A 17934-nucleotide genomic window follows, 5' to 3' on the forward strand; every position below is an offset into this window, starting at 1 on the left:
TGTTAGAACGTATTTTAAAGGTTTTTGATGAACCTAAATCCCCCTTATAAAGAGGGAGTTTTTTTGATTTCCTCCCTTACAAAAAGGGTTTGTGAAATGGTACATCATTATTTTGACACTTCCTTACAGATATTAATCGTTCCATTCTCCTCTAGGGGGTACAGGAGGGTTACGACGCAAACTGCGAGTCAAATCATCATCTTGTTGTCTTTCTCCTTTTAACCATTCTTTTAACGCAGACTCAATAACTCGACTGGGATCATTTGTTAAATGTCTGATTTTTTCGACTAAGTCCGAATCGAGATGAATCGAAATTTCTACCTTATCAGTACCGCGCCCCTCAGACAAAATTTGATTATTCATACAATATTTACTAACCCTATACTTGTTCTATTTTACAAAATTATTTTATATATTCTATTGTCCTTGATTTTTAACTATTTTCCTAGTGATAGATCAAAATAAGTTAAGAAACGTTAATTTTTTCTAAAATTTTTAAAAAATATTTACAAGATCTGATGTTCAGGATCTGCTTAATAAATCAGTTTGATTTTCGTCACCTTGGGTTAAGATATGGAAATTATTTTACAAGTTAAATTTAATATATGAGTAGTTTAAAAGGTAGAGATTTATTAGGCATTGCAGACTTAACTCCCGAAGAAATTAGAACTGTCCTCGATTTAGCGTCAGATTTAAAAAAAGGTGAAAAACAATTTAACAGCAATAAAACATTAGGACTTTTATTTTATAAAGCCTCAACCCGCACAAGAGTTTCTTTTAGTGTAGCGATGTATCAATTAGGGGGGAATGTTATTGATTTAAACCCCAGTCGCACTCAAGTAGGTAGAGGTGAACCGATCGAAGATACTGCAAGAGTACTCGATCGTTATTTGGATATTTTAGCGATTCGTACTTTTGCTCAGGAAGATATACAAACTTTTGCTAATTATAGTAACATCCCTATCATTAACGCTTTAACAGATTTAGAGCATCCTTGCCAGATTTTAGCTGATTTACAAACGATCGAGGAATCTTTTGGTAGTTTAGAAGGCTTAACTCTCACCTATTTAGGAGATGGTAACAATGTTGCTCATTCTCTGTTGTTAGGAGGTGTTTTAATGGGTATGAATGTGCGCATCGCTTCACCAGAAGGCTATTTACCCGATGAAAATATCGTAAAACAAGCCCAAGCCTTGGCAAAAAAACCCGAACAAGTTGTTATCACTCAATCCCCAAAAGAAGCGGCCGAAAATGCTCATGTGTTATATACAGATGTTTGGGCAAGTATGGGACAAGAAGAAGAAACTGCTCAAAGAATACCAATTTTTCAACCTTATCAGATAAACCAAGATCTCGTTAATCTTGCTGATGATAGTGCTATTATTTTACATTGTCTTCCCGCTTATCGAGAAAAAGAGATTACCGCCGAAGTCATGGAAGGCAGACAGTCTCGTATTTGGGATGAAGCCGAAAACAGAATGCACGCACAAAAGGCTTTAATCGCGTGTTTATTAGGCTTAGATGATTAATGGGGAATTAGGAGTTAGAAATTAGGAATTAATCAATTTTGCCTAGTTTTGCCTTTTTATTTCTCATTACTTTTATCCCTAAATAGGGTTTGCTGAATAAGTGAGAAAGGTATTAAAATCAATTAACAATTAACAAAAGTATTTCTTCTGTCTCCTGACTCCTACCTTCATCAGAATACTTTTTCAGCAGACTCTAAATAATAAAAGCCTCACTTAACTGACTTCCATCTAAACTAATTTGAATCCAGAAACATTCTCCCTTTTTACCCCAGAATTTATATTGTAAAAGTCGATCGTCTTGTCGTGCTACTAACGTTTTAAAAACTTCTGTATATTGATCCATAACATTAACTTTAAGATTTATTGGTAAAGTATAAGAATCATTAATACTATAAAGACGGAGGAAAATACTATTTTCGTTAGAGGATTTAGGTAATAAACCAATCACTAAAGCTAAAGAAAACCCTCCTACATCAACCCCTAAATTAATACGCTTACCACACCATAAACCAGCATTGGGATTATTCGGCTCTAAACGCCAAATTCCTTCGGCGGCATTCCAGCGAGTTTCATCATCATGGGATTGACTCATGATATAGTTAAGAGCTTGTATCGCTTGGGATTTGTGGACAGTATTAGTGGGTAACACACTTAATCTTTGGGCTGCAATTCTTAATTGATGTTCGTCTCGAATTTGATAGATATATTGTAAATTAATCTCTCCCGATCGCATTACAATACCATTGGTAATAAGAGGCGGAGAATCGTTAATTAAGTCAAAATTATCTGCCAAATCTCGAAGGTGTTGCCATCCTCGATCGTATGCTTGATTGAAATTATGTTGTAACCACGCACCTAAACAAAGAGGTTGATATTGTTGGTATAGAGATTGACGACAACTATCATCACTAAATATTGCCCCCCATTTAACAAAATCTAAATGATGACGTATCATTAAACTATCTAATGGAAGTAATGATGTCAATAAATTATTTTTTTCCGTTGTCGATAGTAAAGGTAATGTTTGACACTCAGGTTTTCCAGAAAGAGAGTATTTTTCAAACAACCATAATAAATTAAGATCTCCTTCTACCAATTGCTCAGGTAAAATATAGTTGAAAAAAGTACGATCGTAAATGGCTAACTCTTTAACATCTTCATAAACAACAAAACCCCAAAATCTTAGCCAACCAGTATCTAAATTAACTTGTATTGGTAGAAAATAATCTCCCCGAAAATGAGGAATATCCACCCACTCTTGAGGAATATAAAACTCCGTTAAATCTTCTTTTTCTTCAGGTAATAAAATCAGACGAGTATTGTTATTAATAACAAGAGGGGTACCATTAACAAATTCCCAAAATGTTAATAAATTATTTTCATCTAATTCCTCATAATATATATTAGGAAAAGTAATTTTTAACCATTTGATTAAACAAATACTTACCAAGGCATTTAAAAAACTTTGATGTCTGCCTCCATTAGGAGAACATCCTTGAGATATTTTTATGGCTTTGACTTCATCTTCATCAGAGAATTTCAGCCATAAATGTTCAGAATTAAAAGCTGTAAATAAATCTAAAGACATAATCTTAATCTGAGTTTTATTTATAAAAATCATTAGAAAATTAATTATTATTAATAAGAGAATAAGTAGAGTTATTAATCCATTCTTCAATAAGGTGAATAAAACTAATTTCAATATGTTTAGTATCAGGAAAAACTAATTTATATTCCTCACTTATATTATTTTTAAATCTTGAAGCTATTGAGTTTTGAATATCTATTCCTACTGAATCATTAACAATCCAATTATGTTTGATTAAATATTGTTGGATATAGTTTTGTTCTTCAGAAGAAAAAGACTGATATAAGTCAGAAATTTTTTTCCATAAAAGTTGTTTACAATGTTCTTGTAACCAGTGATCTAAAGGTTGTTTTAATTTAACAATTATTGCTCTTGTTAAAGAAATCTGTTTTTCTATTAATAACTCATCAACAAGTTTTTCTAATAAGCATTGTCTAACAAAACTAATCTCTCTTGCCACCTGAAATTGTTGATTTACGAAGTCTGGATAATTTAATTCCATAACTTGTACAATTTCTGTTTGGGTTAACTGTAAGCCTTTCCACAACTGAAATAATATTTTTTGTGGCATTTCAAGCCTAGTAAAAGTAGAAGCTAAAATCTCATTGACTAACTCATATTCTTCCTGTCGATCATCTGTTTCTTCAGTAAAATTTAATTCAATATTATTTGTTAAATTGTTAACATCTTCTTCAATTTTTATCATGCGAGGATTGCAATATTGACGAGCAAAATTTACACATTTTAATAAAATCTTTTCACACTCAGAAGACGTTAAAGAAGGTAAAAATTTTTCCTTATTACTGATGAGAAAATTATACTCATTACTAACTTGTATAAATTGAGTTTGAGAAGGAGAAGGTAACATTTTATTTTGCCCTATTCCTTTCGATCGATAAATAAGATTGAAACATTGCCAAACAAATAAATATTGCTCTAAGTTATTATCTTTTAAACCTCCTATTTGTTGTAAGCATTTTCTTTGATTGGTGATACTTAATTTTCTTAATAAACCCCAGTCTGAAGCCCTATCCCATCCCATATATAGATAGGCTTGATCAATAAGTTGATTTTCTAACTTATTTCTAGCATAAGTAGTTAATTTAGACTTAAATTGAGTATCATAATTGGATAATAATTGAATAGGAGAAGATACCAATAAATTTGCCCATTGAAAATAGTCTTGCCAAGTAAATAAATCCCAATAACTTCTCAATCGTTGATATACTTTTTGAGTTGCAAAAAAACAGGATTCTTGTAAATAAGCAACTAAATGTCTATATTTAAAGTTATCTTGTTCTTTTTTGAGCCATTGTAAAAACTCTTGAGCAACAATATCTTCTTCTGAAGGAATTATTTGTTGCTTTATTAATAACTCCATATTTCGTTCCAATTCTGGAGTATTTTTCCAGTAGGTAATCAGAGAAGAGGATTCCTCTTTCAAACAAAGAAAGGAAGAAAACTGCGTCACAAGATTAGTGCGTTTTTGCATTTTCATAAAGTAGATTAAGGCTGATTCTCCTCAAGTGTTTGGTTTCCTTATCTACTTATCAGTGTGACTTTCTCAATTTATGCGCAATTTATCAAAAAATTTTTTATTTTTCTGAAAATTTCTAAATGTATGGGAAAAAATAAACCCGAAATGGTTGGTTATCGGTACTAAAAAAAACAAAATATTAGTCTCAAACTTTGATTGATCAAAGATTCTACATCGATTAATAGTTTTTCCTTTTATAACGAGGGTTTCAGTTATTTTTATGGGTTTGATGTAAATGCTGAGGGGGCGACAATGAAGCTAAAAAGACTATGCTGTAAGGGATTGAACATGGTAATCTGGATAAAGATGAGATATTTTCAGTTTGTATATTAATAATAATAGAAAAAGATGTTTCAACTTCCCCAAGATTATCAAGATAATTTTAAAAAGCAGTTTAATTTACCTCAATATTTAACTCTTTGTCTTTTAGTTAACTTACTCCAAAATCTTAAAACTGTTAGGTTAGAAGAAATGGCAAAACTTTTTCCTTATCCGATTAAATTAAGAAGTAGAATTAAAAAGTTACAAAGATTTCTAAGTCTGGAAAATTGGAAAATTGAAACTATCTGGTTTCCTATTTTAAAATCATGGATTATTAATAATTGGGAATCGAAAAAAGTTATCTATTTAGTAATTGATAGAACACAGTGGCAAAATATTAATATATTGATGGTAAGTTTAGTTTATAATCAAAGAGCTATTCCCATTTATTTTACATTACTAGATAAAAAAGGAAGCAGTAATTTATTAGAACAAAAACAAGTATTAGAACCGAGTATTAATTTATTAATTGAATATAAAATAATCGTTTTAGGAGATAGAGAATTTTGCTCTGTAGATTTAGCAAAGTGGTTATCACTAGAGAAACAGGTTTATTTATCTCTACGTTTAAAAAAGAGCGAATATGTCGAATTAGAATCTGATATATGGTTTCGATTAAGTGAATTAGGTTTATGTCCTGGATTCTCTGTATATTATCGAGGAATAAAAGTTACAAAAACGAAGGGATTTTCAGGAATTAATTTAGCAGCAAAGTGGAAAAAAAATTATCGAAATAAATCTAGCAAAGAGCCATGGTTTATTCTCACAAATTTAGCAAGTATGTCGGAAACAATCTCCGCTTATTCCAAAAGAATGGGCATCGAAGAAATGTTTAGAGATTTGAAATTAGGCGGTTATAATTTAGAGAGTACAAAAGTCAATAATGAACGACTAATTTCTTTAATTATACTAATAACGTTATCCTATAGTTATTCAACATTTATAGGAGAAGAAATTAAAAGAAAAGGAATAAGTGAATATCTAGTTCGTCCGACTGAAAAAGGTAGAAAATATAAAAGAAATAGTGATTTTTCTATTGGTTTAAATGCCATAAAATGGCTAAGTGAAATCTGCTTTTTCCAAGAACAATTAGAGGAGTTAACCTCTTTATTTCCTCAGAAACACTCCTATTATCGTCAAGGTATGAGGGCTATTTCCCTTATCCAATCTGCATTATGAGTGCTTTGTCGTCCCCTCAGATGTAAATGTCTTAGTCTGAGAGAATTTCAAGCAGTTTTCGATCGAAAATTTTTCAAAGTACCAAAAGAATATTCTAACTTTAATAATATCTGAGTTCGATCTGTAAAACTTTATTAAAAAGATTTGAATGTATTAGTTACATAAACTTGTTATAAATTAGAAGTATTAAATTTAATAAACAATTGAAATAAATAAATTTCTGATAGTTCTGAATCAATTATTATTACTTTTCCCTATTTCTTATCTTTGAGGTGAATAATCAGATTTTGTACATTACGCTACTCAAAAACAATATAAGATATATTATGATATTTAGACTGTAATAAATTAATAGGAATGCGTGGGTAAAGTTTATCTTGTAGGTGCAGGACCCGGAGATCCCGGATTATTAACAATAAAAGGTAAAACTCTGTTGGAATTAGCTAATGTAGTTGTTTATGATGCCTTGGTTAGTGATGAAATATTGATGATGATCAGTCCCTATGCAGAGAAGATCAATGCCGGAAAACGTCGAGGAAATCACTCTTTATTACAATCTGATACAACACAATTATTGATTGAAAAAGCCAAAGAAAACGCCATAGTTGTTCGTTTAAAGGGTGGTGATCCTTTTGTTTTTGGTAGAGGTGGAGAAGAAATGCAAGATTTAGTTTCCGCCGGAATTTCTGTAGAAATGGTACCCGGTATAACTGCTGGTATTGCCGCTCCTGCTTATGCTAATATTCCTGTTACCCATCGAGATTACAGTTCATCCGTTACTTTTGTAACTGGGCATGAATCAGCGGGGAAATATCGCCCAGAAGTCAACTGGAAAGCGATCGCCCAAGGCTCAGAAACGATCGTGATTTATATGGGTATTCATAATTTAAGTTATATCATCCCTCAATTGTTATCGGCTGGACTAACGGAAAATACTGAAATAGCTTTGATTCGTTGGGGTACAAGACCAGAACAGGAGGAGTTATATGGTACTCTGGGAGATATACTCGATCGAGTAGAAAAAACTGGTTTTACCGCTCCGGCGATCGCTATTATTGGTAAAGTTGTCGGATTTAGCCGACTCTATAAGGAATTAGAAATGGGGAATTAATGTGCGGCTCGTTTGAGACAAAAATGAATAAAACTATATAACTAAACACATTGATGAAAAATTTAATAAGGTATAGATGAAAGAAATAAGATAATCCTATAAATGGTGATCGAAAAATACTTCATTGGAGTAAACCACAAGACTTAAAAGGTATTGAGTAGATACATCCGTCTGTAAGATATGCAGATGATATGCTGTTATTCGTTTATAATTTATTACACGGTGATTTTGATTTATTAATAAACATCCTAATTCCTAACACCCAATAACCTAACATTTAATTATTAACTATTAATATAAAATCTATGAGTCTATCTAATTCAACTAATAATATCACTATTATTAATTTAATAAACCTATTTTTTCGTAAAATAATAACTACGATCGCTGATTTACGTTTAGCTATTATCTTATTATTAATAATCGCCTTTTTTAGTATTAGTGGCACAGTTATTGAACAAAATCAACCTGTTAATTTTTATCAAGAAAACTATCCAGAAAATCCTGCATTATTCGGGTTTTTAACATGGCAATTATTATTATTGATCGGGCTTAATCATGTCTATACTACATGGTGGTATTTAGGTATATTAGTTTTATTTGGTAGCAGTTTAATCGCTTGTACTTTTAGAAGACAATTACCCGCATTAAAAACAACTCAAATATGGCAATTTTACAATAAACCAAGACAATTTAATAAATTAGCTTTAAGTGCAGAAATTACTACAGAATCTTTAGGTAAAATTAATTCTATTTTAGGTGATAAAGGTTATAAAGTATATCAAAATGATAACTCATTATATGGACAAAAAGGGATAAGTGGAAAAATTGGGCCTATTATTGTTCATGTAGGAATGATTGTGATATTATTCGGAGCAATTTGGGGAGCTTTTACAGGATTTTTTGCCCAAGAAATGATCCAAAGTGGAGAAACTTTTACTATTCAAAATTTTTTAGAAGCTGGTAAATTTACCAACTTAAATAATGCTCAATCTTTTGATGTTAAAGTAAATAATTTTTGGATAAAATATACTCCTGATGGTTCAGTAGATCAATTTTATTCTGATTTATCAGTACTTAATAAACAAGGAAAAGAACTCGATCGAAAAACTATTTTTGTTAATCAACCGTTGAGGTACAACGGGATAACTTTTTATCAAACAAATTGGGGTATTTCTGCCGTGCAAATTCAACTCAATAATAGTCCTATTTTTCAGTTACCAATGGCAGAATTAACTAATGAAAGAAAAGGACGTATTTGGGGAACATGGATTCCTACTAAACCTGATTTAAGTGAGGGGATTTCTTTAATTACCAAAGATTTACAAGGAACAATGTTTCTCTATGATATGTCGGGTAAATTGATTAGTGCTGTACGTCCAAATATGCCTGTAGAGGTGAATGGGGTTACTCTCAAAGTATTGAATTTAGTCGGTTCTACTGGTTTACAAATTAAAGCAGATCCGGGAGTACCTTTAGTATATCTTGGTTTTGCTCTTTTAATGATTGGTGTCGTGATGAGTTATGTCTCCTTTTCACAAGTTTGGGCGTTACAAGAAGGCGATCGATATTTTATTGGTGGTAAAACCAATCGAGCTCAGGTTGCTTTTGAAAAAGAAATAGGTCAAATTTTAGAAAAATTATAAATTTTAGCAACTAACAATTAACCATAATTAAATATTTATTCTTTATTATCAAACTATGAATATGATAAGTATTAATGTAGAAGAATTAGCAGTTATTTTAACAGAAGAAAATCACGAAATACAGTTGATTGATGTGAGAGAAGAATCTGAAGCTGAAATTGTTTTTTTGCCATCTTTTAAGTTGTTACCTTTGAGTCAATATGAACAGTGGAGAAATCAAATAAAAACCATTTTGAATCCCGATTTAGAAACGATCGTTATGTGTCATCATGGTATTCGATCGGCTAATATGTGTCAATGGTTAATCAGTCAAGGATTTACAAAAGTTAAAAATGTTTCCGGCGGAATTGATGCTTATGCAATATATATTGATTCTTCAATTTCTCGTTACTAAATCTATTATACTTCTTAAAAAATAGAACTTATTAAGTATTTTTTATACTTTTGAGAATTTAATATAATAATAGTAAAATTACTGGCATTTCTGGCCTTGCTTAATCAAAATATGAAAACTAAATTTATCTTACTTTCTTAGTTGCTCAAATTCTTTATTATTTGAGTAATTCAAAAATTAGTAAAAAGTTGCAAAATTAAAATTTATTGTTAACAGTTTTTGATCAATTATTTACCTAATACCTAACAACTAATATTTAATACCTTGCTATTACCCATACATTTTGCATCGAACTGAGGTGAACTAGACTTTGATTATTTATTTTGGGACGATCGAGGAGCTAAAATTGGGTAGTTATTAGGAAATATGAAGAGTGGTGGAATAGTTACGGAGAGTAAGATAGAGTGGACTTAACATTGAGTCGTGTTATCAGAAATTAAATAATATCATCGTAGTAATAAATGAATACTCTTAAAAAAATTGCTCAATTTCCTCTCTATATACAAATCGTTTTTGCTTTAATTTTAGCCATAATAGTGGGAATAATTTTAGGTGCTGGTAATCCCATTATTTCCCCTTCATTAATAGAACATTTGGCCTTACCTTGTACCCTAATTTTAAAAGCTCTTAGAACCTTAGCTACACCTTTAATTTTTTTAGCTATTATTCATACTTTCTTAACAGCCGAAATACCTAGTAGATCAGGAAGAAAATTAGCATTTTTATTGATCACGAATACCCTCATGGCAATTATCATTGGGTTATTAGTAGCTAATATTTTACAACCTGGAATTCATGGCAATTTAGAGTTAGGAATTGATATAAAACCATCTGAAAAAACCCTAGATCCTTGGGGATTATTACAAGATCTAATTCCAGATTCAGTGGTAAAACCTTTAGTGGATAATAATGTTATTCAATTAATTATTGTTGCCTTATCTTTTGCTATTGTTTTAAGGGGATTAAAAACTAAATTTATTGAAGAAAATAAAACCGATTATTTGCCGATCGAAAAGTTAATAACAGTATTATTTGAAGCAGTGATTATTATTGTTCATTGGGTGATAAAACTTGTTCCTTTTGCAGTTTTCGGAATTGTATCACAAACGATCGCCCTTAAAGGATTTGCCCCTTTTAAATCTCTAGGATTTTTCGTAATTGCGGTAATTGTTGCTTTAATTTTACAGGCAATTTATTATTTAACCCGTGTTTATTTCGGTTCGTGGGTACATCCTATTGACTTTATCAAAAAAGGTTCTGATGCTTTAATTACAGCATTTTCTACCGCTTCCTCTACCGCAACCATGCCCATAACTTTTGAGGTTTTAATTGAAAAAATAGGGTTGAGAGAATCTTCAGCTTCTTTAGGTGCATTAGTGGGGAGTAATTTCAATAATGATGGTACCGCTTTATATGAAGCGATGTCGGCCTTATTTATATCTCAAATTCTCAATCAACAATTAACTTTAACTCAACAAATTATGGTGATGCTAACTTCTATTATCGCCTCGGTAGGTGCGGCAGGAATACCTGAAGCTGGTTTAGTTACCATGACGTTAGTTTTTACATCTGTTGGCTTACCCACAGAATATATTGCTATTTTAGTTACCGTTGATTGGTTTCTCGATCGATGTCGAACCGCTATTAATGTAATGGGAGATATGACTGTTAGTGCTTTAGTGGATGGTAAAACCCGAAAAGAAAAGCTAGAAGAAGCATTTATCGAAACAGGGATAAAGTAAAAACCATCTACCCATTGATAGTATTGCTATAGTTTAAATGTCTTTAATCTTAAGGCATTCGTTACCACAGAAACTGAACTAAAAGCCATAGCACCCCCTGCAATAATAGGGTTTAATAATAAACCAAAAAAGGGGTAAAAAATTCCTGTAGCAATTGGTATTCCAATTACGTTATATATATAAGCAAAAAAGAGATTTTCTTTAATGTTTTTCATAGTAGCTTTACTTAATTTTATTGCTGAGACAATGCCTTCTAAATCCCCTGATATTAAAGTTATATCACTAGATGCGATCGCAACATCAGTTCCAGTGCCTATAGCAAAGCCTACATCAGCTTGAGCGAGGGCAGGGGCATCATTAATACCATCACCCACCATAGCAACGAATTTTCCTGTATTTTGCTGAATTTCCTTTATTTTTGCGGTTTTTTCTTCAGGGCGTACTTGAGCAAAAAACCTTCTAATACCAACTTGTTGAGCAATTTTTTCCGCCGTTGCGTAATTATCCCCCGTTAACATAATTACTTCTAGTCCTTGTTTTTGTAAATTTTTTACTGCCGAAACAGAAGATACCTTAAGGGCATCAGCAAGAGCAAATAAGCCCATAATTTTTCCGTCTATAGCTATCCAAGCATTAGTTTTGTCAAAAACTTCCTTATGACATAAACTTTCTAATTTAGTGGTATTAATCCCCAATTCCTGAAACCATACTTTTGTGCCGACTTGTACTAATTTGTTGTTGGTTTTACCTTGTACACCACACCCTGAAATTGCCTCAAAATTATTGATTGTGAGATTATTTTGGGAAAAATTGAAGTGAATTTCTTGTTTTTCCGCATATTCGACAATAGCTTGGGCGATCAGGTGTTCTGAATTATGCTCTAAAATTCCTACAAGGGTTAAAATGTCTTTTTCTGATTCCGTACCATCAACGGTGATAAAATCCGTAACAATAGGTTTACCGACAGTTAAAGTACCAGTTTTATCTAAAACAATGGTTTTGATTTTGTGTGCCAACTCCAAACTACCTGCATCCTTAATCAAAATACCGTGATTTGCACCTAATCCTGTACCAACCATTATAGAAGTAGGAGTGGCTAATCCCAAAGCACAAGGACAAGCAATAATTAGGACATTGATAGAGGCAACTAAGGCAAGGATAAAATTATTTCCTATCAACCACCATGCAAGAAAAGTAATTACAGCAATTATAATCACGATCGGGACAAAATATCCTGTTACTCGATCGGCAAATTTTTGAATAGGTGCTTTACTATTTTGGGCTTGTTTTACTAACTCGATAATTTGAGCTAAAACAGTATCTTTGCCTATTTTTGTCGCTCGAAAAGTGAAACTACCGGTTTTGTTTATGGTTGCCCCAATCACTTCATCGCCGATAGTTTTTTTGACAGGCATTGATTCTCCTGTCACCATACTCTCATCGATCGAGGATTCCCCTTTAACAATTTGACCATCAACGGGGATTTTTTCTCCCGGACGTACTATAATGAAATCGTTAATTCTAACTTGTACAATGGGGATTTCTTGCTCAAAACCGTCACGGATTACTCTAGCAGTTTTTGCTTCTAGCTGTAGTAACTTTTTAATCCCTTCAGAAGTTTGACTTTTTGCTCGATGTTCTAATAATCTTCCTAATAAAATAAGAGTAATAATTACTGCGGCTGATTCATAATAAACCTCTCCTTGTAAACCTTGATTGTCAAAAAATTGAGGAAATAAAGTGACTGCCACTGAATAAAAATAAGCCGAACCAGTACCAAGAGCGACTAAAGTATTCATATTGCTACTACTATGACGAAGGGCAGAAATTGCCCCAGTAAAGAAAGATTGTCCACACCAGAATAAAACAGGAGTCGTCAAAATTAGTTGTAACCAAGGGTTGTGTAACCATATGGGAATAAAGGGAATATGTAATCCCGTCATCATAGGTAAAGAGGTAATCACTAAAAAAGTACTAATTATTACTCCTACTTTGAATTTATTAACTAATTTCTGCTCTTTTCTTTGATTTTCTTTAGTTTGCTTATCCTGATTAATATTTTCTGCGTCGATAACATAGGCTTGATAACCTGCTTTTCTGACGACTTCTTCTATTACCTTAGTGTTAATATCCTGAGAATGATAAGTAACTTTGGCTTCTGCAAGGGCATAATTAACGATACATTCCTCTACCCCTTTAACTTTATTAATAGCAGTTTCGATCGACTTTGCACAAGCAACACATCCCATACCTTCCAATTGAAAAATTTGTATTTCTAAATGGTTAGCCGTCATTGATTTTTCTCCGTCAATAACATTACTAACTTTAGTCTAAACCCTCTAGTTAGCTAGAAGGTCAATACCTAATACAAAATACAAAAAAATTGATAACTAAAATAATTGCTATATCTTAGATTATCTTACCCATTGATTATAGGAATTTTTAGCAAGATTAGAATTATAATAACGACTATCTTGAGTTACTTCTTCTCCAATCCATTCGGGAAAAAGAATCTCTTGATTTTCACTACTTAATTCAATTTCTCCTAAAATTAACCCCTGATTTTCTCCTAAAAATTCGTCAATTTCCCACGTTAATTGATCCATTTTAATTTTATATCTTATCTTTTCAATTAAAGGTCGATCGCATAATGTATCTAAGATTTCCTGTGCTTCTTCTAAAGGTATATCATATTCAAATTCCGATCGAGTCATTCCCTGAGTTTTACCCTTGACAGTCAAATAACCCTTATCTCCTGCAATTCTCACCCTGACAGTATTTCCATTATGGGTGTAAATATAACCCTGACGATATAAAATACCATTATTGGGACGTTGCCAAAGAGTGCTATTCACTAAAAATTTACGCTCAATTTCTAAACCCATAATTTTTTACTTGTCAAAATATTCTACTTTACGCTAACATTATATAGTGTCCAAAAAAATGGCGGCGTAGCCAAGTGGTAAGGCAGAGGTCTGCAAAACCTTTATCCCCCAGTTCGAATCTGGGCGTCGCCTTGTTATTTTCAACTTTATTTTTACATTTGAGTTGAACTAATTAGGTATTACAATATACGGATCATAATTTTAGCTATGGTTTACCAATATTAAGAAAGTTATCAGTTTGTGTTGTATTTTTAATTGTAGTAAAAATTATCGGTTTCATTATCTAAAACATTCTCAACATTTTGATAAATGGCCTTTGCTTCTTCCCAAGAATTGCCAATACTGGTTAAGCCAATTTTACCAAATTCTGATAATGCACCCATTAAATGAAAAACCGTTCCTGTTTTGGTACTACTATCAAAATGTAAGTGATGTTTAGCGATAATATCCATTAAATCATGGGGTAATAGTCCGTGATATTGAGGCTTTTGTAAATTATCTGAAGCTATATAATATTTTACTTTTTCTTCTGGACTATAAAATAAACCATCTCCACAATTATAGTTACCATTTGTTAAAAATTTTAGTGTCATAAATGGGTGGGTTGTACCTCCTTTTCTTAGGTTAATTTCGATCGCATATAATAACCATTGATCTTTTTCTTTAATTGCTAAAAAATCAACAGAAAATCTTTCCATTGCACCTTTTTTTGCTAATTTCAAACCAACTTTTAAACCTAATTCTTGCAATTGTAAGCGATAATTTTCTCTAGCTGGAAAAGTACAACCTAAATAAATTTGTCCGTCTTCTCCTCCTAAAATTTGATCATGAGTAGAAATAATTTCTACTTTCCCACTAGGTGTTATATAACCTTGCATACTCGGTGAAAATTTTATTTCTCCTTCAATAAATTCTTCCACTATTACGCCTAATTTAGGAATTTTATCACAAAAAGTAATCCATGTATCTCCTAATCCTTGCACTTTAGACTCATGAATAATTTGAGCGACTAAATTTTGTTGTTTTTCTAAACTTAAATCTATCGAAAATAAACCCGAAATACCACTAACATCTAAAACTGCATTACCTTCTCCTGAAAAACCTTCATTTAGTTTTATAACTAATTTATTTAAGTAAGGTTTTCTCGCTAATAAAAAAGTAATTTCTTTAATTAAATCATGAATATTATATACCAATTGACTGCCATCAGGATGAAGAATATTGCAGTCCGCAAAAATTTCTCGGCTGCCACCTTTGGAACCCCAATATAACAATTCTGGACTAGAAGCTAATAAAGGAATATCTAATTTTACTGATAATTCTTGTTCTAAAATAGTCGAATTAAAACATACCATATAACTTTTATTAGGACGTAAAAACTTTTTAATTTTACTGATTAAACGAGGTCTTTCTAATATTTTTTCTGTTAATGGTTTTTGCGAAGAATCATAGGTTGTTAATAATAATAAACGTTCTCTTGCATGAGAAAAAGGAATACCCGGTAATAATTGTAAATAATAATCAATAATAATAGGTGATAAGGGTTGAGCGGTAATATAAATTAAACGAGTAAGAGGATTTCTTAAACGAATTAAAGAAAATAAAAGTCGTTCTTCATAATGTAAAAAACCTAGTACTTTTTTTCCAACTTCTTGATCTATACTAAAAGATGGAATTACTAAAATATCTTGATCATCTTCTTCTAAAATATCTCCCTCTTGCCAATAATTTCTTAATTGATTTTGTAAGGAGCGAAAATGCTTTTTATCTTCAATAGTAATCACCATATTTTTTATCCAAATACTTTCTTCTACTATAAATGTCGATCGAACTTATAATCTATATTATTTACAATTTTTATTATTTTTCAAAAATATCTAAGAAATAATTTGTTTAGTAAAAAGTTAAATGATGTTCTAAAAGATACTCAAAATATAGTATTTTTAGATATAGTAAGAAAAAAAAATTGAGGAGAAATTACCATTTTAAATTATCAAGATAAAGTTATTTATCATGCTTTTATTAAAGATCATTATAATAATATAAATATTCATAAATAAACTTAAAATATTTGAAAGTAATTATTCGAGGTATTAACAAAATTTTTAGGGATAAAACTATATAAGTAATCCTACTTATTGAAGTTACTATAGCAATTCCCATTTTAGTGAGGTAAAAAGATTGTCGTTGAAAGGCAAGAGACAAAAGGCAAGAGGGAATAAAAAAATTTATATCATAATTAATGGATCAATAAAAATGATTTTTTTGTACCATACAAACTTAGACCAAAAACATAAATTATTTTATTAAGCTATTGTTAATAAAGAAAAAAAGTTAATTTAAGTTTATAACTTATTAAAATTCTATGATAAATAATTTTCGATCGAATTTTCAATATTGGTTAAAAATAATTCTTATCACTGTTATTATTATGGGTATTTTTTTTCGTATAACTAACATTGATAAAAAAATTTATTGGCATGATGAAGTTTATACCTCCTTAAGAGTGGCAGGTTATCGAGGAAATGAAATAGTAACAAAATTTTTTAATGGTGAAATTATTACCGCTAAAGACTTATTAGAATTCCAGATATTAAAACCAAATACCCCCTTATCCGCAACGATAAATTCATTAATTGAACATCCAGAACATCCACCATTATATTATTTATTACTACGTTTTTGGCAAGATTTATTAGGAAGTTCTATTGTTATTAATCGAAGTTTATCGATTGTCTTTAGTTTATTAGTTTTTCCAGCAATTTATTATTTATCTCAGGAGTTATTTAATAATAATTTAGTTAGTTTAATTAGCCTTAGCTTAGTAGCAATTTCTCCTATACAAATATTATACGCTCAAGAAGCAAGAGAATATAGTTTATGGATGGTGACAATCATTTTATCTAGCCTATATCTTTTCAAGAGCATTAAAACTAATAAAATTTATCATTGGCTTGGTTATAGTTTAACTCTAAGTTTAACTTTTTATACCTCAATTTTATCTGTATTTCTACCTATAATTAATATTGGTTATATCTATTTAATTAGAAAATTTTTAGCAGTTAAAACTAAAATAAATTTTTTTGTATTTACCACTATAAGCGGAGTTTTATTTATTCCTTGGTTAACCATCACATTTATTAATTTTAGTCTTCTGAAAGATAAAACAAGTTGGACAAATACACAACAATCTTTAGCATTTTTAGCAAATTTATGGGGTTTACATTTTTCCAGTTTATTGATTGATGTTGGCTTACCCTTATATCATTGGGCTAGTTATATTTTCATTAGTGCTATATTTGCTTTAATTATATACAGTTTTTACTTTTTAATCAAAAATACCGATAAAAATATTTGGTTTTATTTATTATTATTAGGAGTTATTCCCACTTTAGGATTAATATTACCTGATATAATTTTAGGGGGAATTAGGTCAAGTATGACTAGATATTTTTTCCCAGCTTATCTATCTATTTATTTAACCATTAGCTATATTTTAGGAAATAAAATAGAACAAAAATCAAAAACTTGGTCAGTAATTATAGCTATAATTTTTACTTTCAGTATTATATCTAATATAATAAGCCACAATACAACAACTTGGTGGAATAAAGCTCCAAGTTATTATAATACTGATATTGCAGAAATTATTAATCAATCAGAAAAACCTCTATTAATTACCGATGATTTTCAAATTAATAGAGGAAATATAATATCTATTAGTTATCAATTAAAGCCTAATATTAACCTTCAATTATTAAAAGACTATAGTAGAATTAAATATACAAAAGAATTTAAAGAAATTTATATTTTTAATCCTTCATCTGAATTAGTAAATAAATTAGAAAAAATCTACAAAAAAAAATTAATTAAAGTTTATAATTCACTTTATCATATAAATTTAGATTATTAGAAAAATATTAATAAAACCTGAATTCGAGATAAACTCAAAGTATTATTTTCTCTCTCGTAGTCTGAAAACCTTATAGCTTCGTAGAAATA

General features: G+C 30.6%; 13 protein-coding genes and 1 tRNA gene. 8 read left to right on the forward strand and 6 right to left on the reverse strand.

Annotated features, from left to right (window positions below):
* Positions 1–132: 132 nt before the first annotated feature.
* The gene (locus tag GM3709_RS04440; protein ID WP_066116660.1) at positions 133–363 is read right to left on the reverse strand and encodes a type II toxin-antitoxin system CcdA family antitoxin; all 231 of its coding nucleotides are present in this window, start codon (positions 361–363) and stop codon (positions 133–135) included.
* A gap of 242 nt (positions 364–605) precedes the next feature.
* Here GM3709_RS04440 and argF point away from each other — a divergent pair, with 242 nt between their 5' ends.
* Positions 606–1529 carry an ornithine carbamoyltransferase gene (argF, locus tag GM3709_RS04445; protein ID WP_066116661.1) on the forward strand — a complete coding sequence of 308 codons (924 nt, stop codon included), beginning with the start codon at positions 606–608 and terminating at the stop codon, positions 1527–1529.
* 193 nt (positions 1530–1722) lie between these two features.
* Here the strand turns inward: argF and GM3709_RS04450 are convergent, their stop codons facing one another.
* Both GM3709_RS04450 and GM3709_RS04455 read right to left on the reverse strand, forming a co-directional pair.
* Entirely contained in the window at positions 1723–3117 is a 1395-nt protein-coding gene (locus tag GM3709_RS04450) for a DUF1822 family protein (RefSeq protein WP_066121729.1), read from the reverse strand.
* 40 nt (positions 3118–3157) lie between these two features.
* Positions 3158–4615, reverse strand: coding sequence for a sigma-70 family RNA polymerase sigma factor (locus GM3709_RS04455; protein ID WP_231937613.1), 1458 nt, complete (start codon positions 4613–4615; stop codon positions 3158–3160).
* A gap of 387 nt (positions 4616–5002) precedes the next feature.
* On the opposite strand from GM3709_RS04455, the gene GM3709_RS04460 reads away from it, so the two are divergent.
* The 5 genes from GM3709_RS04460 to GM3709_RS04480 all read left to right on the forward strand — a co-directional run bounded on the left by GM3709_RS04460 (position 5003) and on the right by GM3709_RS04480 (position 11047).
* Positions 5003–6154, forward strand: coding sequence for an IS4 family transposase (locus tag GM3709_RS04460; protein WP_066116666.1), 1152 nt, complete (start codon positions 5003–5005; stop codon positions 6152–6154).
* Positions 6155–6515: 361 nt separating this feature from the next.
* Positions 6516–7265, forward strand: coding sequence for a uroporphyrinogen-III C-methyltransferase (gene cobA / locus GM3709_RS04465; protein WP_066116668.1), 750 nt, complete (start codon positions 6516–6518; stop codon positions 7263–7265).
* Between the two features lie 305 nt (positions 7266–7570).
* Positions 7571–8911 carry a cytochrome c biogenesis protein gene (locus GM3709_RS04470; protein ID WP_066116670.1) on the forward strand — a complete coding sequence of 447 codons (1341 nt, stop codon included), beginning with the start codon at positions 7571–7573 and terminating at the stop codon, positions 8909–8911.
* A gap of 55 nt (positions 8912–8966) precedes the next feature.
* Entirely contained in the window at positions 8967–9305 is a 339-nt protein-coding gene (locus GM3709_RS04475; protein ID WP_066116671.1) for a rhodanese-like domain-containing protein, read from the forward strand.
* Between the two features lie 461 nt (positions 9306–9766).
* Complete coding sequence (locus tag GM3709_RS04480; RefSeq protein WP_066116673.1) at positions 9767–11047, forward strand: dicarboxylate/amino acid:cation symporter; 1281 nt, start codon at positions 9767–9769, stop codon at positions 11045–11047.
* A 26-nt stretch (positions 11048–11073) separates the two neighbouring features.
* On the opposite strand, the gene GM3709_RS04485 is transcribed toward GM3709_RS04480, so the two are convergent.
* Together GM3709_RS04485 and GM3709_RS04490 are read right to left on the reverse strand one after the other, a co-directional pair.
* A complete protein-coding gene (locus GM3709_RS04485; RefSeq protein ID WP_066116675.1) occupies positions 11074–13341 on the reverse strand; it encodes a heavy metal translocating P-type ATPase in 2268 nt (755 codons plus the stop codon).
* 120 nt (positions 13342–13461) lie between these two features.
* On the reverse strand, positions 13462–13932 hold the full coding sequence (locus tag GM3709_RS04490) for a CYTH domain-containing protein (RefSeq protein WP_066116676.1): 471 nt from the start codon (positions 13930–13932) through the stop codon (positions 13462–13464).
* A gap of 60 nt (positions 13933–13992) precedes the next feature.
* On the opposite strand from GM3709_RS04490, the gene GM3709_RS04495 reads away from it, so the two are divergent.
* A tRNA-Cys gene (locus GM3709_RS04495) sits at positions 13993–14064 on the forward strand.
* A gap of 119 nt (positions 14065–14183) precedes the next feature.
* Here the strand turns inward: GM3709_RS04495 and GM3709_RS04500 are convergent.
* Positions 14184–15719 (reverse strand): peptide ligase PGM1-related protein, encoded by a 1536-nt coding sequence (locus GM3709_RS04500; protein ID WP_066116678.1) that lies wholly within the window; start codon positions 15717–15719, stop codon positions 14184–14186.
* A gap of 578 nt (positions 15720–16297) precedes the next feature.
* Between GM3709_RS04500 and GM3709_RS04505 the strand changes: the two genes are divergently transcribed.
* Positions 16298–17845, forward strand: coding sequence for a glycosyltransferase family 39 protein (locus tag GM3709_RS04505; RefSeq protein WP_066116681.1), 1548 nt, complete (start codon positions 16298–16300; stop codon positions 17843–17845).
* Positions 17846–17934: the final 89 nt, after the last annotated feature.

Source organism: Geminocystis sp. NIES-3709, assembly GCF_001548115.1.
Classification (GTDB): Bacteria; Cyanobacteriota; Cyanobacteriia; order Cyanobacteriales; family Cyanobacteriaceae; genus Geminocystis.

Coding starts and splice junctions, on each gene's coding strand:
- GM3709_RS04460 (WP_066116666.1), top strand. CDS start 5,003: ATGTTTCAACTTCCCCAAGATTATCAAGATAATTTTAAAAAGCAGTTT.
- GM3709_RS04480 (WP_066116673.1), top strand. CDS start 9,767: ATGAATACTCTTAAAAAAATTGCTCAATTTCCTCTCTATATACAAATC.
- GM3709_RS04490 (WP_066116676.1), bottom strand. CDS start 13,932: ATGGGTTTAGAAATTGAGCGTAAATTTTTAGTGAATAGCACTCTTTGG.
- GM3709_RS04485 (WP_066116675.1), bottom strand. CDS start 13,341: ATGACGGCTAACCATTTAGAAATACAAATTTTTCAATTGGAAGGTATG.
- GM3709_RS04475 (WP_066116671.1), top strand. CDS start 8,967: ATGAATATGATAAGTATTAATGTAGAAGAATTAGCAGTTATTTTAACA.
- argF (WP_066116661.1), top strand. CDS start 606: ATGAGTAGTTTAAAAGGTAGAGATTTATTAGGCATTGCAGACTTAACT.
- GM3709_RS04455 (WP_231937613.1), bottom strand. CDS start 4,615: ATGAAAATGCAAAAACGCACTAATCTTGTGACGCAGTTTTCTTCCTTT.
- GM3709_RS04500 (WP_066116678.1), bottom strand. CDS start 15,719: ATGGTGATTACTATTGAAGATAAAAAGCATTTTCGCTCCTTACAAAAT.
- GM3709_RS04440 (WP_066116660.1), bottom strand. CDS start 363: ATGAATAATCAAATTTTGTCTGAGGGGCGCGGTACTGATAAGGTAGAA.
- GM3709_RS04450 (WP_066121729.1), bottom strand. CDS start 3,117: ATGTCTTTAGATTTATTTACAGCTTTTAATTCTGAACATTTATGGCTG.
- GM3709_RS04505 (WP_066116681.1), top strand. CDS start 16,298: ATGATAAATAATTTTCGATCGAATTTTCAATATTGGTTAAAAATAATT.
- GM3709_RS04470 (WP_066116670.1), top strand. CDS start 7,571: ATGAGTCTATCTAATTCAACTAATAATATCACTATTATTAATTTAATA.